We start from the raw sequence: 15,747 nt of genomic DNA on the forward strand, positions 1-15,747 counted from the left end.
GTCTAACAATTGGGGTGCAGTTCAACTTACTTGTGCTCTTTTTCATATGCTTCAAACAACGTATCTCGAAACAATGTATTTAAACTCTCAATATCGATCCCTGATCCCTTTTCAATTCCTTTTACATACTGCTGATAGTAATGAATTTGTTCTTCTAAAAATTGATTTAGCACCTTAATTTTCAATCCAACATCTAATTCAGTACCTGCTTTTTTCTTTATTAACAACTTTTCAATTTCATCTAATACACTACGTTCTAATGATAATTCTGTAATCAATCGGTCAAATTCTACAGGAGGTAAAGTTGCTTTCTCTTCTAGCCACTTACAAGCTAAAATGGGACGTAATACATAAAAGTACTTTTTCAGCTTTACATTCTCACCTTGCAAAAATTCACGATAATTTTTCGACGCCATATGTAAATAATGATATATCGTTGCTTTTGGATCAAAATTCTTCTCACTCATCTGTTGAAGTAGTTCTGGAAAATTAGAGTTTTTCGAATAAAAAATTGGTGATCGAATCCACTCAAGTAAAGCTGGGTTCGACTTCGCGAATAGTTGCAATGCCTTTCTAATATCCCAACCACTTATATCTAAATCATCACTAATTGGATATTCAATTACATCTCGTTTATCATGAATTGATAAATACCATTCTACCGGATGTATATAAACAAACCTAACATCATAATCGCTATCTTTCGATGGAAACCCCCAAGCACGACTCCCTGATTCTACCGCAAATAAAATTTTCACATCATTCTCTTTTTCAATTCTTTCTAACTCCAACTCGATTTTCTCTCTCATTTCATAACACCTCTATTTTTTGATTATTTCCTTGGAAATTCGACAAATACACTACTAATTTTACTACATACTAAAAAAACTGTCAGAAATTACTGACAGCAAAACGGAACATCTATTGTTGCTTTTCGATTACAGTAGTAGCAATTCGTTCAAACTCTTTTTGAATCTCATCTTTATATGCATCTACTATTGAAAAATCCATAGCAGCAATATAAATTCGTTCTAATTTATCACGAACCGATTTTGCTTTCGCTAAGAAAGACATCGCCTCATTCATTTTTGCTTTATATTGAATGGAAACATCACGAATTTCCTTCGCATATTTCTCATCCGTCCCTGGCGTAACAATAAGGGCATACATATCAATAATTTCATCACCCTCGCGACTTGGAAAATATTCATGTGGTGCGGTGCTATCAAAAATTGCAAAGCCTAATTCTCTTACGATAACCATATCAAGACTATTCGGGTCAAATCCGCAATGATATACTTCAACTTCAAACCCTTTTTCTTCAGCTGCCTTAGCTAACTTTTTGAGCATCGTTGATTTTCCAGAGCCTGGGCGCCCTTTTATAAAATAACGATGTGGTAACCCTTCTGTTAAATTAGGAACAAAATCAACTGCCCCTTTCGGTGTAGCAGCTCCTAAAAAACGATGTTTTACAAGCGATTGTCTTCCACTTTTATTTGCAAATAATTTCTGGATAAGCTGATCGGTTAGTTCATTTGCTTTATTAAAATCTATATTATCAATATATATCTTCTCCCACTCATCATGTATAACCAATGCCTCTTTAAAACGTGCGTAAGCAGACTGAAAAGCTTTGCTTGCTTCTGAAACAAATCTTTCAATTTCTAACTTCTGCTTCCTTAGTTTATCTGAGTCCCAAGCAATTCCTAAATTTATATACTCTTCAACAACTCCTGGCATTTTTGGCTCAATAACATGCGGCGATGTCCCATCAACAATTCCTGCTTTTAATTTTGGGATAATTACACCATCAACCGATTTATTGTCAGAAGAACAATGTAAAAATTCAATATCATATCCTTTTCCAACCCATTCACGACCTATTGCCTTTATTAAAGAAGATTTTCCCGTTCCTGGGCCACCCTTTAAGATAAATAATCTGTCTAATCCTTTTAAATTCTCTTCGTATAAATTGTGAAATCCCCTAGCTGTATTACCACCAGCATAGTAATTCAGTACATTTCCTGTCACTGCACTCACTCCTTCGCAGCATTCTATTTACATAAGCTACAATATGCGAGCAGCTTTATTTGGGTGAATACCTATTTTATATTGCACACAAAAAGGAAATGAATTACAATTTAACTATCGGAAAATTCCGATTTTAAAAACTGAATACTTCTTTATCAAGAGAGGCAGAGGGACCGGCCCTTTGAAGCCCAGTAACCTCAGTTTATACAAACTGAATAGGTGCTAATTCCTGCAAAATGCATTGCATTTTGGAAGATAAAACTCAACTAGCATGTAAAGCTCATCTTTCTTGATACTGAAGGATGAGCTTTTTATTATTTGAAAAACATATATTGGAGGTATGTAAAATGAAAGTAATTGATCTATCGCAAACATTTGAAAATAATATGTCTCAATTTCCTGGAACACCTAAAATACAACTAGAAGCTGTTACAAGCGTTGAAGAAGCAGGCTATCAAGTTACAGATTTTCATTCTGTCGTTCATGTTGGCACGCATTGTGATGCTCCTGCGCATTTTATTTCAGGAGCAACAACGATTGATCAATTACCGCTAGATCAATTTGTAGGCGAAGCTGTTCTTATAGATGTAACACATATTCAAGAGCGAAAATTACCTAAGGCAGTATTGCATAATACTGACATAAAAGAAGGTGATATTGTTATTTTTCATTCCAATCTATCCACTAAATGGAATACAGAAGCTTATGAGAAAGAAGCATTTTATCTTTCTGAAGAATTAGCTGAAGAACTAGTTCAATTAAAAGTAAAATCTATCGGTTTAGATTTCATTTCTCCTGATGAAGTTACAACAGAAACATCACCGATTCATCACATATTACTAGGGAATAATATTTATTTAATTGAAAACTTAACAAATCTAGATGCTATCGAAGCAAAACGTTTCTTTTTCTCAGCAGCACCTTTAAAAATTAAAAATAGTGACGGTGCTTTCGCAAGAGCATTTGCTGTTATTTTTTAAATGGAGCTACAAAAAAAGCAAAGGTCATTACTGACCTTTGCTTCTATATTTTCTATTTAAATTAAGAAAGAATTGTTCCACACGAGGACGTACCCAAGCTAAACAATCAATCTCTTTCTTCTTTGTGCAAGCTATCTCTTCACCATCTACCATTTCAACAAGTTCCAACTCTAACAATTGCCTCGTGAACGCTAACATATTTACTTCCTCAGCTGGATACTCTTCTTTTAATTTCTCCTCAATTTCACCCAATAAAAAACCGTCACGCATCATTGCTAGTGCATCAATCCAAAGTGGCGGCATTTCATATTTTTCTCCTGTAATTGTATCTTTTACAATATAATTCTTTTGCTCTTTTCGAAATTGAATTGTATGTAAACATACAGTCGAATTTAATGTTAATTCCATCATACCACCTCTTTCATAATATCTGCATAGAAAAAAGGATGCGCGTGCACCCCTTCTTATCTTTTCGTAACACTACTGAACCGTTACATGAGCAACCAATCTCATGTCGATATTTTCCTCCATTATAAACGAAGTATTTTATAAAAAAAACCCTTCTTGAAACATTTTATAAAATGTTTATATTTACACAACAAGAACACTTTTCTGAAAAATCTTTTCTCCCAATACATTAAACGGTCGGCAGAAAAATTTCTACTTTCGTTCCTACTCCTACACTACTTTGAATTGTGATACTTCCTTGATGTTCCTTAATAATTTTATATGTAATCATTAATCCAAGTCCTGTACCATTCTCCTTTGTTGTGTAAAAAGCCTTGCCGATTTTTCCTAATTTCTCATTCTCTATACCAAATCCTTGGTCTTCGACAGAAATACACAAATGTCCTTGCGTTTTTTGATATGCACGGATATGAATTTCTCCACCCTCTGGCATTGATTCTATTCCATTTTTAATGATATTTAATAACACTTGTTTTAATTGCTTATCATCACCGTTTATAGCCGGTAAATTCCCATCTACTTGTAAATGGCATTTAACTCTATATTGCGTTGCATAACTTTCCATTAGCTGCACAACATATAGAAGGATGGCTCGTATATTACATCTTTCATAATTTGTTGGCTTTGGTTTTCCTAACAACATCAATTCACTAACAAATCCATTAATCCTTTCAATTTCTTGTAGCATAATGTTGTAGCTCATCGTATCAGTTGGGTTTCTTTCTTTTTGCATTTGCGTAAACCCTTTTAACGCTGTTAGCGGATTTCGAATTTCATGGGCAATCGTTGTAGACATAGTCCCAATCACTGCTAAATTTTCCGTCTCTTTCATATTGTTCATCATTTCAACCACTGTTCTTACATAAGATTGAAATCGTTTTAATAAAGAATGTGAAATAATAAAAAAGAATATACATAAAACAAGTGGAATCACAACTTTAATATCTTGTAATATCAAAGTGAAAAATACATACTTTCCAATTACACTAAAGGAAACTAAGTAAAAATACTTTCTATTCACAAATATCGGCGCAAATAAAATTAACAATATTTCAACCATATTTCCATTTTCAAAAACACGATTACTGTTTAAATAAATCATTAAATTATTTATGATATCAATAAACATATACCCAATTAAAAACAAATATTTCACAAAATATACATAACCTTTTTTTTGAAGATATACTGAAATAGGAAATAAAGATATTACTAATATATAAACCCCTATCCCCATACCACCTTCTGGCCATCCTATCCTTGCACCATTAATGTCCATAGCCGGATACACAAAGTAATAAATAACGTCATATAAAAAAAATATAATATAGAATAACAATAAAAATACTTTTAAAGCTTCTCTTTCTTCATAAATTAAGCTTTTCAATTTGTTCATATGAATACTCCTCATGATCAATACAAAAAATAACGTTTTATATGTTATCTCCTTAAATTATAAGTATGAAATTGCTTTCAGGGCAATATTTAACCTTATAATACTAAAAGGAAGGAGAGCTCTCCTTCCTTTTGGTAACAACTTACATCCACCTTACCCTATCATGTAACAATCCATCCGTAAAATTATTATGCCCTACTACAAAATCCTTCATATATAAATTTAAATATTCACCGTACTTACTTTCTGTATTTAATAACAACTCCTCGACGTAATAAGCACCTTGTTCAAATTGATCTAAAAGTATACTGCACAAGCCTGCATAAATCCCGCACCCTACCTGAAAATACGTTGCATTCGTTTTATATTTACGAAAAACTTGGCTACTATTCATCACATTATACATATATGTCTCACTATTTTCATAAACGAGTAACACACCGACCAGGTCCTCTCCAGCAATCTCTTCTTCCGCTGGATTAAATACTTTACGATTCCAGTTCCATAAATCTTCTACTTGATCTAAATTCTGTCTAATTATATTTGTTGTATACTCATTAATTCGGTAAAGGAAACCAACTTCCATATTAAAGTTTTTCCCTAAAATTAATACTTCCTCATGTGGCATTAAACAACCATAGAATTCTTTTTCTCCTAACTTCACTTTATACTCTGAAGCATATACATCTTCATAAAAGTAAAGAGGACGATGATGACTCATATACATCGGATAACTCCAGATTGCTTCATCTAAAAATCGCTCTACTGCCCATGAAGCATAAAGTGTATGTGGCTTTATAAGTGCTGCATCATTCAAAAACGACGTGTCATGTTCTACAATATAACATGCTCTTGGCCTTTCATTTGGTCGTTCCTTCATAAGCTCAACAACCATCCATTGAACAACACCTGGATTCATACCTGAACCTATAATTGCTTTTATATTTGTAAATTTCTCTTTCTCCTTCTCAAACCTTGTATATCTTTCTGTAAGCTGAAAGCCGATTAAGCTATCGTCCTGATCTACTGCCTCATTTTCCAAGGCTGAGTTAATATAACAAATTCCTAGTTCATTACAGCAGCTTAATACTCTAATTGTATCTGCCCCTGAAACATCAATCACAACACTCGTTCTTTTTTCTTTTAAATGTTGTTTAAATTCCACTACATTTTGAAGGTTTATTTCATATAAATATAATTGACTTTTCAAATTCGAAAACAACTCATCATAATAAGTCCTATCTTTTTGCTTTATATCCACCAAATGAAATTTGGCATTCTTTAATACTTCATAAATTGGATCTTTTTCATTTGCTATCGCTTGATTTAAAATTGCTAAAACTGCTTTTGCTGCTCCACCAGCACTACCAAGCAATGTAATTGATAACGAATTCGGAAACTGCTCCACAAACAAAACCCCTTTAATAAATTAATTGAGCAGCTCCTCCTCAAAAAATAAATTGAATACATAAAAGATAGCTCGTACACATTTCTTTATAAATTAGTGCAAATTCTTCAAAACAAGATTCCACTATAATATATTTATATTCAATTCATTTTTCCCCTCATATCCAAATTAAACTAAATAAATAGGCTCGACCTTTTCTTCTGCATATAAAAGAAAAAGCCAGCCCTTCCAACTAATCTACGGACAATGGACGGATTTTACATGTTGAATATTCACATACATTTTTGCATCACGTGCTTTTGATATTTCAATATGACCTTCATCAATTTTCGCCATTTTTCCAATTTTATTGGACTCCTCACCTAAATCGAACACCATAATTTTCCCTGTCATTTTAATAAGCTGTTCTTCAAACGTTCTAGCTAACGTAATATTTAACGGATTTACGGGGAGTTCATTTTTATTGAGGGCATACGGTACTTGGTTCTCTTTATACGGAATTAACCATTTTAAATGCTTTAAAGATATATATACCGTTTTATAAACCGGACTATAAAAAACAATATAATCGTTCATCACACTTGTAACATAACCATGTATTGGAGCATTTCCTGCTACATAAACTTCTGTAAAAATCCCTTTAGAAGTACTTAATACTTTTCTCAAAGAAATTGAAGGGGATTCCCTCTTAATTACAGAATCAACATCTGGTTTTGATATTTCTTCGTCATATGGTCTTAAAAATTTATAGTATTGTACATGATATAACGATATATATACGTAATCTTGTCCATTGTAAAGAACAACAATATCATTTCCTACATCAATTAATACGCCTTTAAATCTTTTTTCACCGATTAATTTAACATATATATTTTCTCCAATACTTTTATTCAACTCATTCATCTATATCCTCCTTCCTATAAATATCAGCTTTCCTATCTTCCGTTTCAAAAAAAATAATCAGGGCAATGTTTTGTATTAATAGTAAGTAATTCCTTTTCATACTATCGAAATAAGGAATTGTTCTTCTCTTTCCCTCATAATGCCCCTCTTATTTATTAAACATTATTCATCTTCATTCTTTTTACATTTCACTACTTGACTCACACTCTTAATATGATAATTAATGATATAAATGACTTCATCGCCGTTTACTAGTGTAATACATTCTTCATGCACTTCACTTAATAATCCTTCCACACACTCAGGACCGCCACGATTTATCTTTACCCACTTATACTTCAAATCACGTAATATATCGACAAAAGTATCATCCTCAGAGCAGAAACATGAAACATAGCAATCGCCACATTTACTTTCTTTCACTTTCTTAGCTAGACTCTTCACATGTTTCAATTGGTAATATACTAATTCACCAAGAGGAAGTTGTAATGTAAGGTAATCTCTCCCTAACGATACAAGTACCCCCACTCGACTCTCTGGTCCACGAAGATTTACTTTTACAGTCTCACCGACTAAGCATTTAATTTGCTCACAGCATAATATACTTTCCAAATTTGTATCCTCCTTTCTTATTATCTTCCTCTACTTGACTGTCTTTGTGCGCGAGCTCGACTCGAATTATCACTTTCACTATTGCTTTCACTGTTGCTTTCACTGTCGCTTTCTTCACTATCTCTACAAGCTACTGTGACACTCTTAATATGAGATACTGCAACTAATATAACTTCTTCTTTTACAATCAATGTCACAAATTCACAAGAAACATCTTGTAAAATACCTTCAACTTTCTCTGGGCCACCACGATTAATTTTTACCCAGCAATATTTGAAGCTTTGAAGTAACTTTTCAAAGTCATCTTCACATTCCAACCATCTGCAATCATCTGCTTTACAATCTTTCGCATTTTTTGTAACACTTTTCAGATGACGAATCTGATAGTAATAGAGCTCTCCTTTTTCATTCTTTAATACAAAGTAATCCGAACATACTGCGACTATTGTCCCTTTTTGAGATTCTGGACCACCCCTGTTTACTCTCACAAAAGATCCAATTAAGTCTTTCAGAAAATCACAATGAAATAAACTCACGAGAAAACCCCTTCCATTAATTTATAAGCTTTTGCACTGATAGTATATGTATCTGTACAGGTTACGTTCTCTATGTTTGTCCTAGCTAGAAAAAAATATGCTTTTAACATGGTAGACTACTACCTATCAAAAACATAAGGAATTCTGCATGCCCATTAGGCTTTCGATACCTTTAGACAAAAAATCCCGTATGAAGATACATTTCTGCATATCTTCATACGGGATTTCCCAAAGTTTAGTCTTCGTCTTTAACATCCATATCTTCTGGAATTGGTTCGTTTAATATTTCTTCCACTAACTGCTTATATTTCTCCATTTGTTCTAAATGCGTATTGAATTGTTCTTTATTTACTAAATATTGCTCTCCATCGAATAGCGCACGAATTTTCTTTTGCTGAATTAACTCTTCAATATACGATTTTGGTAAATTCAAATACTCCGCAGTCTCTTCTACTGTTATATACAATGCGTTCATTCCTTTATTATTTTTTCATCTATACTGTATCTTACTTTACTTTATTTTTGTAAACAAATAAAAAAGATTTTGTAAATGCAGTTCAAAAAGCAGGTAGATGCATTCCATATATTGTATAGTATTATATAGTAAGAATTTTTTAAATATAGAATGGTATTACCCATTTACACAAAGGAGAGTTAACATATGGCTACTCGTCACATCATTACAATGTTAGAAAAAACACTACAAGTTGAAACAGAAAACACAATTTCTCATTTGAATGTATCTTTATCTGATCGTTTTCTTTCTCAAAGCACAGCAATACATGAAAACAATTGTTATCATACAATTGGTGAATGGTACAAAAATCATTTCTTATTCCAACAAGATGATTTCCTTTGGGCTAAATATGCTTTCTATGACGCATATTGTGAAGCCATCAAAAAACAAGGCCATCTTACAAAACGCGTCCGTCAAATATTAGAATCATTGGCTCGAAAACATGGAAAACAATATATTGCTTCTATACTAAATATGCCATTTCCTAATGAACGCGCTAAAGGGACAGCGTAATTTAGCCATGTTCTGCGTAAGCAAAACATAGCTAAATTGTTTTCTAAGATGCTTTACCAATAAAAATGTTCATATCATATGAACTGATGAAACCGGTGTCATTATAATGATTGAAAATATAGTAAACAGGAAAACCCCCACGTACATCTCTCATCCATTTGAATAGAGAAGTATGTGGGGGTATACTTGTTCCTTATTATTTCATCATCTGCTTAATCAGTTCGCGATTTCTCTTCTTAAATACTTCATTATGAGAAGAAACCATTCCGTACTCACTTGCATCTGGTTGGATAAATTGCTTTGCTTTATTCACAGCATTTCCAGCATCTTGGAATGCACCTGCAATTAAGTGTAGTTTCCCTTCATGCTTTAAAATATCTCCAGCAGCATATAATCCATCTACTGAAGACTCACTATTTGCATTACCTGCAATATAATAATTATCTATAATTGCAACGTCTAACTCACTATTTTCTAATAATGTAATGTCGCGTTCATATCCATGATTAATAATAACTTCATCAATAGGTAAGTGAGAAACCTCACCTGTTTCATGATTTGTTAATTCTACATATTCGATCGCTTCATGATTATCACCAGCAATTAATTTTGTAATCGATGTATTAAAGAAACACTCCGCTGAGCTGTTCATAAGTTGTTTTACTTGTGCTTCATGACCAGATAATTCTTCTTTTCTATAGGTTACATACACTTTTTTCGCAATTGGTTCCAATTCATTTGCCCAATCAACAGCAGAATTGCCTCCACCGGAAATAATAACTGTTTTACCTTTGAAACGCTTTAAAGATTTAACTGTATAATTTAAATTCGATACTTCAAATCGCTCAGCACCTTCAATAGATAACTTTTGCGGTTTCAATATACCACTTCCTGTTGCGACGATAACTGTTTTTGAAAAGTGTTCTTCGCCAGTACTTGTTTTTAATGTAAAAGTACCATCTTGATTACGAATAATCGATTCTACTTTTGTATCTAATACAACTTCCGGCTTAAATGTTAACCCTTGCTGTACAAGTTGTTCAATTAACTTATCACCTGTAACTGGCAATAGTCCTCCTACATCCCAAATCATTTTTTCCGGATACACATGTATTTTTCCACCTAAATGTGGTTGAAATTCTATTATTTTCGTTTTCATTTCTCTGAGTCCACTATAAAAAGCTGAATAAAGCCCTGCAGGTCCTCCGCCTATCACGGTTACATCAAACAATTCTTCTCGATTCATTCGTGCTCACTCCTCAGCTATTAATCATTGATTATCATTCTCAATAAAATATAACCTGTTTCCGCAAAATTTACAATCAAAATTACTATTGACAATACACCTATATAAAATTATATTATTTAAAGAATCAATAGTGATAATCATTATCATTTTGTTAATAATTAGCAAATTTGAGATTACATCTTCTTTCATTAATATGGTTAATACTATATTATAAAATCTCATATTCAAGATTTTTAATAAATTATTTTGCTTTACCACTACTCTTTCAAAAAGATTACAGTTAAACAAATTATTGTATACACATATCATCTATGTTAAAGGAGAAAGACGATGAAAAAGTTATTTATTTCACTAACAGTTCTTTTCGTTCTTGTTATGAGTGCTTGTAGCAATGGCTCTACAGACAAAAAGAACGATGCAAAAGATAGTAAATCAGAAACAATTACATACCAATCTGAAAATGGTAAAGTAGAAGTTCCTGCAAATCCAAAACGCGTTGTTGTATTATCATCATTCGCTGGTAACGTAATGTCATTAGGTGTAAATCTTGTTGGGGTAGATTCATGGTCTAAACAAAACCCACGTTTTGATAGTAAACTTAAAGATGTTGCTGAAGTATCAGATGAAAATGTTGAAAAAATCGCTGAACTAAATCCAGATTTAATCATTGGTTTATCAAATGTTAAAAATGTCGATAAGTTAAAGAAAATTGCTCCTACTGTAACATACACTTACGGAAAAGTTGATTACTTAACACAGCATTTAGAAATTGGTAAGTTATTAAACAAAGAAAAAGAAGCAAAAACTTGGGTTGATGACTTCAAGAAACGTGCACAAGAAGCTGGTAAAGAAATTAAAGCAAAAATCGGTGAAGATGCAACAGTTTCTGTTGTAGAAAACTTCAACAAACAGCTTTATGTATACGGCGAAAACTGGGGCCGCGGAACAGAAATTCTGTACCAAGAAATGAAATTAAAAATGCCTGAAAAAGTAAAAGAAAAAGCATTAAAAGAAGGTTACTACGCATTATCTACTGAGGTATTACCTGAATTTGCTGGTGATTACTTAATCGTAAGTAAAAATAAAGATACTGATAACTCATTCCAAGAGACAGAATCATATAAAAACATCCCAGCAGTAAAAAATAATCGTGTATATGAAGCAAACATGATGGAATTCTATTTCAATGACCCACTTACATTAGATTTCCAACTAGACTTCTTCAAGAAGAGCTTTCTTGGTAAATAATACAAACATGAGGAATTCTTAATTTAAGAATTCCTCTTCCTTTATTCTATGAACAGAAAAGATGTGAAACGAATGACAAAAGATCATGACAATCCACGTTCTATAGCTTTTACATACAAACTAATTTTAAGCTTAATTGCATTCTTTCTTATTTTTATGGTTGCAATGGTATTAGGTGCTGCAGATACTTCGATAAAAGATGTATGGTTAGCACTCACTTCCTCCGCTAAAGGAGACAAAATATCTATTATTCGAGAAATACGTTTACCACGTGAAGTTGCTGCTATTTTTGTAGGAGCTGGATTAGCCGTTTCCGGAGCAATTATGCAAGGATTAACACGAAATCCACTTGCGGATCCTGGATTGTTAGGGCTTTCTGGTGGAGCAAATGCTGCGCTTGCACTAACACTTGCTTTCAACCCTTCCATCAGCTATCTTTACTTAACGTTAGCTTGCTTTATCGGTGCTGCAATTGGCGCAATTATGGTATTTGGAATTGGTATGGTGAAAAAAGGCGGCCTTTCTCCTCTTCGAATTGTATTAGCGGGCGCTGCAGTTTCAGCATTTCTACTCGCAATTTCAGAAGGAATTGGCATTTACTTTAAAATTTCACAAGATGTATCACTTTGGACTGCTGGGGGTGTAATTGGAACAACTTGGAGCCAATTAAAAATTATTATTCCAGTCATTTCAATTAGTATCTTTATCGCTATCTTACTAGCAAAAAAATTGACAGTTCTTAGTTTCAGTGAAGAAGTGGCTATTGGACTAGGTCAAAAAATTATTGTTATTAAAACTATTTTATTTATCATTATTATCTTACTTGCAGGTGCATCTGTAGCGCTTGTTGGAAATATGGCATTTATCGGTTTAATGGTACCTCACATGGTACGCCCAATTGTCGGTCCAGATTACCGATTTGTTATACCGATGTCAGCAATTGCTGGAGCTTCCTTTATGCTACTTGCAGATACAATCGGACGTACTATTAACGCTCCGTACGAAACACCCGTTGCGGCAATTGTCGCGATTGTAGGGTTACCATTCTTCCTATTCATTGTACGTAAAGGAGGAAAAACATTCTCATGATGCAATCTATTTTAAGAAAACAGCGTCTCATTATACTCGTTTTACTTATAGTAATCATCACAACCATTGTAGTTGGAATGGGACTTGGTTCAGCATCTTTATCTTATGATCGACTACTCCCAACATTAATGGGGCAAGGGACTTTTAAAGAGGAGTTCGTTTTATACTCTTTAAGACTACCTAGAATTGTCATTACATTATTAGCTGGTATGGCTCTCGCTTTATCAGGGGCTATTCTGCAAGGAATTACCCGAAATGATTTAGCTGAACCTGGTATTCTTGGTATCAACTCTGGGGCCGGTGTTGCTGTTGCTATTTTCTTTTTATACTTTCCAATAGACGTAGGTTCATTTCTTTACTTACTACCTGTAGTTGGATTTATCGGAGCATTTCTGACAGCTGTTCTAATTTACGTATTTTCATATAGTAAATCAACTGGACTTCAGCCAATCCGATTAACATTAACCGGTATCGGTTTTGCATTTGCACTATCTGGAACGATGATTGTCCTTATTTCATCCGCAGATCGTATGAAAGTAGACTTTATTTCAAAATGGATTGCCGGAAACATTTGGGGAGATGACTGGATTTTTGTTTTAGCAATGCTCCCATGGTTAATCGTATTAATTCCGTTTATTTTCTATAAAGCAAATCGATTAAACATTTTAGCATTAAACGAACCAGTCGCAATCGGCGTTGGAATTGAAATTGAAAAAGAACGCAGATACTTATTAGTTGCAGCCGTTGCACTTGCAGCTGCAGCTGTTTCCGTAACAGGAGGAATTAGCTTTATCGGATTAATGGCTCCTCATATCGCGAAATCTTTAGTAGGTCCAAGTCATCAAATCTTCATGCCTATCGCCCTTTTAATCGGCGGATGGCTATTATTATTAGCAGATACAATTGGACGAAATATCGTTGATCCTAATGGCATCCCAGCAGGTATTGTCGTTGCTTTAATTGGGGCTCCTTACTTTATGTATTTGTTACTAAAAAAAGCGTAACAAACACCCTCAAGATCTTTTCTTGAGGGTGTTTTTGTTTCATTCTACTGCTGCCCATACCCTTCAAACTTCTTCGCCAAATTCTCCATCTCATCTTCTGGCAAAAGCTTCGGTTCTCCGACGCTTTTCGTTTGATAATAAATTTGAGCACAAAACTCAATCTCTTCTGCAACAGTAAACGCCATTTTTATATTATTTGCACCAGCAATTAAACCATGATTTGCAAGTAGCACAGCACGACGATCAATCATGCCTTCAAAAGCAGCATCCGCTAATTGCTTCGTACCAAATGTTTCATACGGCGCACAACGGACATTCGGGCCTGCAAAAGCAATTAAATATGACACAGCAGGAAGCTCCCATCCTAATGATGCAATCGTCTTCGCGTAAGGAGAATGTGTATGCACAAGCGCATTTATATCTTCACGCTTCCTATAGTAAATAAGGTGCATATCTAATTCACTTGATGGTTTTCTCTCTCCTTCTACTACTTCACCATCTAAGTTTAATATAACTACATCTTCAGGCTTTGTTTCATAATACTCTAAACCACTTGGGCTAATCGCAACAAGACCTTGTTCACGATTAAAGATACTAATATTACCGCCCGTCCCCTTTGTTAAACCACTAGAAATCATTTTCTTTCCATACGCTACAATTTCTTCTCTTTCTTTTTGTAATAACATATACATCCCCCTAAGTATGAAGCTTATGATGACTGACTTTTATATTTATCTATTTATTGAAATAGCTTTTTTAAATTCTCCGTAAACGGTGCCTTTACAATCCCTTTTTCTGTAATAATCGCTGTTACATTTTCATGTGGAGTAACATCAAATGCTGGATTATATACTTTACTTTCTTTCGGAGCTGAATATTGTCCGAAACGATTAATCACTTCAGAAGCATCTCTTTCTTCAATCGGAATTTCTTTTCCTGTCGATGTCTTTAAATCAATTGTCGGTGTTGGCGCTGCTACATAAAACGGAATGTTGTAGTATTTAGCTAAAATAGATACGCCTAATGTGCCAATTTTATTTGCTACATCACCATTTGCTGCCACACGGTCGCATCCAACGATTACTGCATCAATCTTCCCTTGTGACATGACCATAGCTGCCATATTATCTGTAATAACAGTAACGTCAATACCCGCTCGCTGCAGTTCTAATGCTGTTAACGTTGAACCTTGTAATCTAGGACGCGTTTCATCCGAATAAATTTTTAAATTCCATCCTTTTTCTTTCGCTAAATACATTGGAGCCGTCGCAGTACCATACTTAGTCGTCGCTAAAGCACCTGCATTACAATGCGTTAATACTCCCATTTCATCATGGAATAATGTTAATGCATGCACTCCGATTTGACGGTTAATTTCTTCATCTTCTCTATGAATTTCTTTTGCCTCTTCTAATAATCTATTTTTCAACTGTGAGATTGATAAGTGAGCATTATCTGTCGCTACACTTTCCATTCTTTCAAGCGCCCAAAATAAATTTACTGCAGTCGGTCTTGATGTCGCCAAGTATGTACATACCTTTCTTACTTCATCCATAAATCCTTCTTCCGTACTTTCAGCAAATTCCTTTATCCCTAAATACACACCATAAGCTGCTGAAACACCAATCGCTGGTGCACCTCGTACTTTCATTACTTGAATTGCATCCCACACACTTTCAGCTGTTTTAAAAGATTCATAGACAATTTCATTTGGTAATAACGTTTGATCTAACAAAACTAAAGCATCATCTTTCCACTGAATTGGTACTAATTGCTCTTCCATCATATTC

General features: G+C 33.9%; 17 protein-coding genes and 1 riboswitch. Of the genes, 5 read left to right on the top strand and 12 right to left on the bottom strand.

Annotation, left to right across the window (positions count from 1 at the left end; all coding sequences use genetic code 11):
• Window positions 1–26: 26 nt before the first annotated feature.
• Complete coding sequence (locus tag RT27_RS21730) at window positions 27–809, bottom strand: nucleotidyltransferase domain-containing protein (protein WP_043937475.1); 783 nt, start codon at window positions 807–809, stop codon at window positions 27–29.
• Between the two features lie 112 nt (window positions 810–921).
• Entirely contained in the window at window positions 922–2,031 is a 1,110-nt protein-coding gene (locus RT27_RS21735; RefSeq protein ID WP_016083692.1) for a PRK06851 family protein, read from the bottom strand.
• A gap of 149 nt (window positions 2,032–2,180) precedes the next feature.
• Window positions 2,181–2,293: riboswitch (SAM riboswitch) on the top strand.
• Window positions 2,294–2,378: 85 nt separating this feature from the next.
• On the opposite strand from RT27_RS21735, the gene RT27_RS21740 reads away from it, so the two are divergent.
• Complete coding sequence (locus RT27_RS21740) at window positions 2,379–3,011, top strand: cyclase family protein (RefSeq protein WP_016083693.1); 633 nt, start codon at window positions 2,379–2,381, stop codon at window positions 3,009–3,011.
• A 27-nt stretch (window positions 3,012–3,038) separates the two neighbouring features.
• Here the strand turns inward: RT27_RS21740 and RT27_RS21745 are convergent, their stop codons facing one another.
• The 7 genes from RT27_RS21745 to RT27_RS21775 all read right to left on the bottom strand — a co-directional run bounded on the left by RT27_RS21745 (window position 3,039) and on the right by RT27_RS21775 (window position 8,812).
• Window positions 3,039–3,419 (bottom strand): hypothetical protein, encoded by a 381-nt coding sequence (locus RT27_RS21745; protein WP_016083694.1) that lies wholly within the window; start codon window positions 3,417–3,419, stop codon window positions 3,039–3,041.
• 229 nt (window positions 3,420–3,648) lie between these two features.
• Window positions 3,649–4,875, bottom strand: a complete 1,227-nt coding sequence (locus tag RT27_RS21750; RefSeq protein WP_016083695.1) for an ATP-binding protein — start codon at window positions 4,873–4,875, stop codon at window positions 3,649–3,651.
• 142 nt (window positions 4,876–5,017) lie between these two features.
• Window positions 5,018–6,283, bottom strand: a complete 1,266-nt coding sequence (locus tag RT27_RS21755) for an S-adenosylmethionine decarboxylase related protein (protein WP_043937477.1) — start codon at window positions 6,281–6,283, stop codon at window positions 5,018–5,020.
• A 237-nt stretch (window positions 6,284–6,520) separates the two neighbouring features.
• Window positions 6,521–7,189 (bottom strand): hypothetical protein, encoded by a 669-nt coding sequence (locus RT27_RS21760; RefSeq protein ID WP_001004281.1) that lies wholly within the window; start codon window positions 7,187–7,189, stop codon window positions 6,521–6,523.
• Between the two features lie 162 nt (window positions 7,190–7,351).
• Entirely contained in the window at window positions 7,352–7,801 is a 450-nt protein-coding gene (locus RT27_RS21765; protein ID WP_016083697.1) for a hypothetical protein, read from the bottom strand.
• A gap of 20 nt (window positions 7,802–7,821) precedes the next feature.
• Window positions 7,822–8,337: a hypothetical protein gene (locus RT27_RS21770; protein WP_016083698.1), complete on the bottom strand. Its 516-nt coding sequence runs from the start codon at window positions 8,335–8,337 to the stop codon at window positions 7,822–7,824.
• Between the two features lie 235 nt (window positions 8,338–8,572).
• Window positions 8,573–8,812, bottom strand: coding sequence for a helix-turn-helix domain-containing protein (locus RT27_RS21775; protein ID WP_001998970.1), 240 nt, complete (start codon window positions 8,810–8,812; stop codon window positions 8,573–8,575).
• 186 nt (window positions 8,813–8,998) lie between these two features.
• Here RT27_RS21775 and RT27_RS21780 point away from each other — a divergent pair, with 186 nt between their 5' ends.
• Window positions 8,999–9,367: a hypothetical protein gene (locus RT27_RS21780; protein WP_000235474.1), complete on the top strand. Its 369-nt coding sequence runs from the start codon at window positions 8,999–9,001 to the stop codon at window positions 9,365–9,367.
• Between the two features lie 196 nt (window positions 9,368–9,563).
• Here the strand turns inward: RT27_RS21780 and RT27_RS21785 are convergent, their stop codons facing one another.
• On the bottom strand, window positions 9,564–10,613 hold the full coding sequence (locus RT27_RS21785; RefSeq protein WP_001078268.1) for an NAD(P)/FAD-dependent oxidoreductase: 1,050 nt from the start codon (window positions 10,611–10,613) through the stop codon (window positions 9,564–9,566).
• Window positions 10,614–10,946: 333 nt separating this feature from the next.
• Here RT27_RS21785 and RT27_RS21790 point away from each other — a divergent pair, with 333 nt between their 5' ends.
• From RT27_RS21790 to RT27_RS21800, 3 genes are read left to right on the top strand one after another with little or no spacing between them, the layout of a single operon-like run.
• Entirely contained in the window at window positions 10,947–11,864 is a 918-nt protein-coding gene (locus RT27_RS21790) for an iron-hydroxamate ABC transporter substrate-binding protein (protein WP_016083700.1), read from the top strand.
• A gap of 48 nt (window positions 11,865–11,912) precedes the next feature.
• Complete coding sequence (locus RT27_RS21795; RefSeq protein WP_002025239.1) at window positions 11,913–12,953, top strand: iron ABC transporter permease; 1,041 nt, start codon at window positions 11,913–11,915, stop codon at window positions 12,951–12,953.
• Window positions 12,950–13,957 (top strand): iron ABC transporter permease, encoded by a 1,008-nt coding sequence (locus RT27_RS21800; RefSeq protein ID WP_043937479.1) that lies wholly within the window; start codon window positions 12,950–12,952, stop codon window positions 13,955–13,957. The genes RT27_RS21795 and RT27_RS21800 overlap by 4 nt, the downstream gene beginning before the upstream one ends.
• Before the next feature lie 44 nt (window positions 13,958–14,001).
• Here RT27_RS21800 and RT27_RS21805 read toward each other — a convergent pair whose 3' ends face one another.
• Together RT27_RS21805 and mtnA are read right to left on the bottom strand one after the other, a co-directional pair.
• Window positions 14,002–14,643 (bottom strand): L-fuculose-phosphate aldolase, encoded by a 642-nt coding sequence (locus tag RT27_RS21805; protein WP_000926555.1) that lies wholly within the window; start codon window positions 14,641–14,643, stop codon window positions 14,002–14,004.
• A 53-nt stretch (window positions 14,644–14,696) separates the two neighbouring features.
• Window positions 14,697–15,743: an S-methyl-5-thioribose-1-phosphate isomerase gene (gene mtnA, locus RT27_RS21810; RefSeq protein ID WP_043937481.1), complete on the bottom strand. Its 1,047-nt coding sequence runs from the start codon at window positions 15,741–15,743 to the stop codon at window positions 14,697–14,699.
• Window positions 15,744–15,747 lie beyond the last annotated feature (4 nt).

This window comes from Bacillus sp. L_1B0_5, from assembly GCF_000836715.1.
GTDB classification, from domain to species: domain Bacteria; phylum Bacillota; class Bacilli; order Bacillales; family Bacillaceae_G; genus Bacillus_A; species Bacillus_A thuringiensis_S.

Bases quoted from the DNA above. Each gene is read 5' to 3' on its own strand.
- RT27_RS21730 (WP_043937475.1), bottom strand. From the start codon at position 809: ATGAGAGAGAAAATCGAGTTGGAGTTAGAAAGAATTGAAAAAGAGAAT.
- RT27_RS21740 (WP_016083693.1), top strand. From the start codon at position 2,379: ATGAAAGTAATTGATCTATCGCAAACATTTGAAAATAATATGTCTCAA.
- RT27_RS21745 (WP_016083694.1), bottom strand. From the start codon at position 3,419: ATGGAATTAACATTAAATTCGACTGTATGTTTACATACAATTCAATTT.
- RT27_RS21750 (WP_016083695.1), bottom strand. From the start codon at position 4,875: ATGAACAAATTGAAAAGCTTAATTTATGAAGAAAGAGAAGCTTTAAAA.
- RT27_RS21760 (WP_001004281.1), bottom strand. From the start codon at position 7,189: ATGAATGAGTTGAATAAAAGTATTGGAGAAAATATATATGTTAAATTA.
- RT27_RS21775 (WP_001998970.1), bottom strand. From the start codon at position 8,812: ATGAACGCATTGTATATAACAGTAGAAGAGACTGCGGAGTATTTGAAT.
- RT27_RS21780 (WP_000235474.1), top strand. From the start codon at position 8,999: ATGGCTACTCGTCACATCATTACAATGTTAGAAAAAACACTACAAGTT.
- RT27_RS21785 (WP_001078268.1), bottom strand. From the start codon at position 10,613: ATGAATCGAGAAGAATTGTTTGATGTAACCGTGATAGGCGGAGGACCT.
- RT27_RS21790 (WP_016083700.1), top strand. From the start codon at position 10,947: ATGAAAAAGTTATTTATTTCACTAACAGTTCTTTTCGTTCTTGTTATG.
- RT27_RS21795 (WP_002025239.1), top strand. From the start codon at position 11,913: ATGAACAGAAAAGATGTGAAACGAATGACAAAAGATCATGACAATCCA.
- RT27_RS21800 (WP_043937479.1), top strand. From the start codon at position 12,950: ATGATGCAATCTATTTTAAGAAAACAGCGTCTCATTATACTCGTTTTA.
- RT27_RS21805 (WP_000926555.1), bottom strand. From the start codon at position 14,643: ATGTTATTACAAAAAGAAAGAGAAGAAATTGTAGCGTATGGAAAGAAA.
- mtnA (WP_043937481.1), bottom strand. From the start codon at position 15,743: ATGATGGAAGAGCAATTAGTACCAATTCAGTGGAAAGATGATGCTTTA.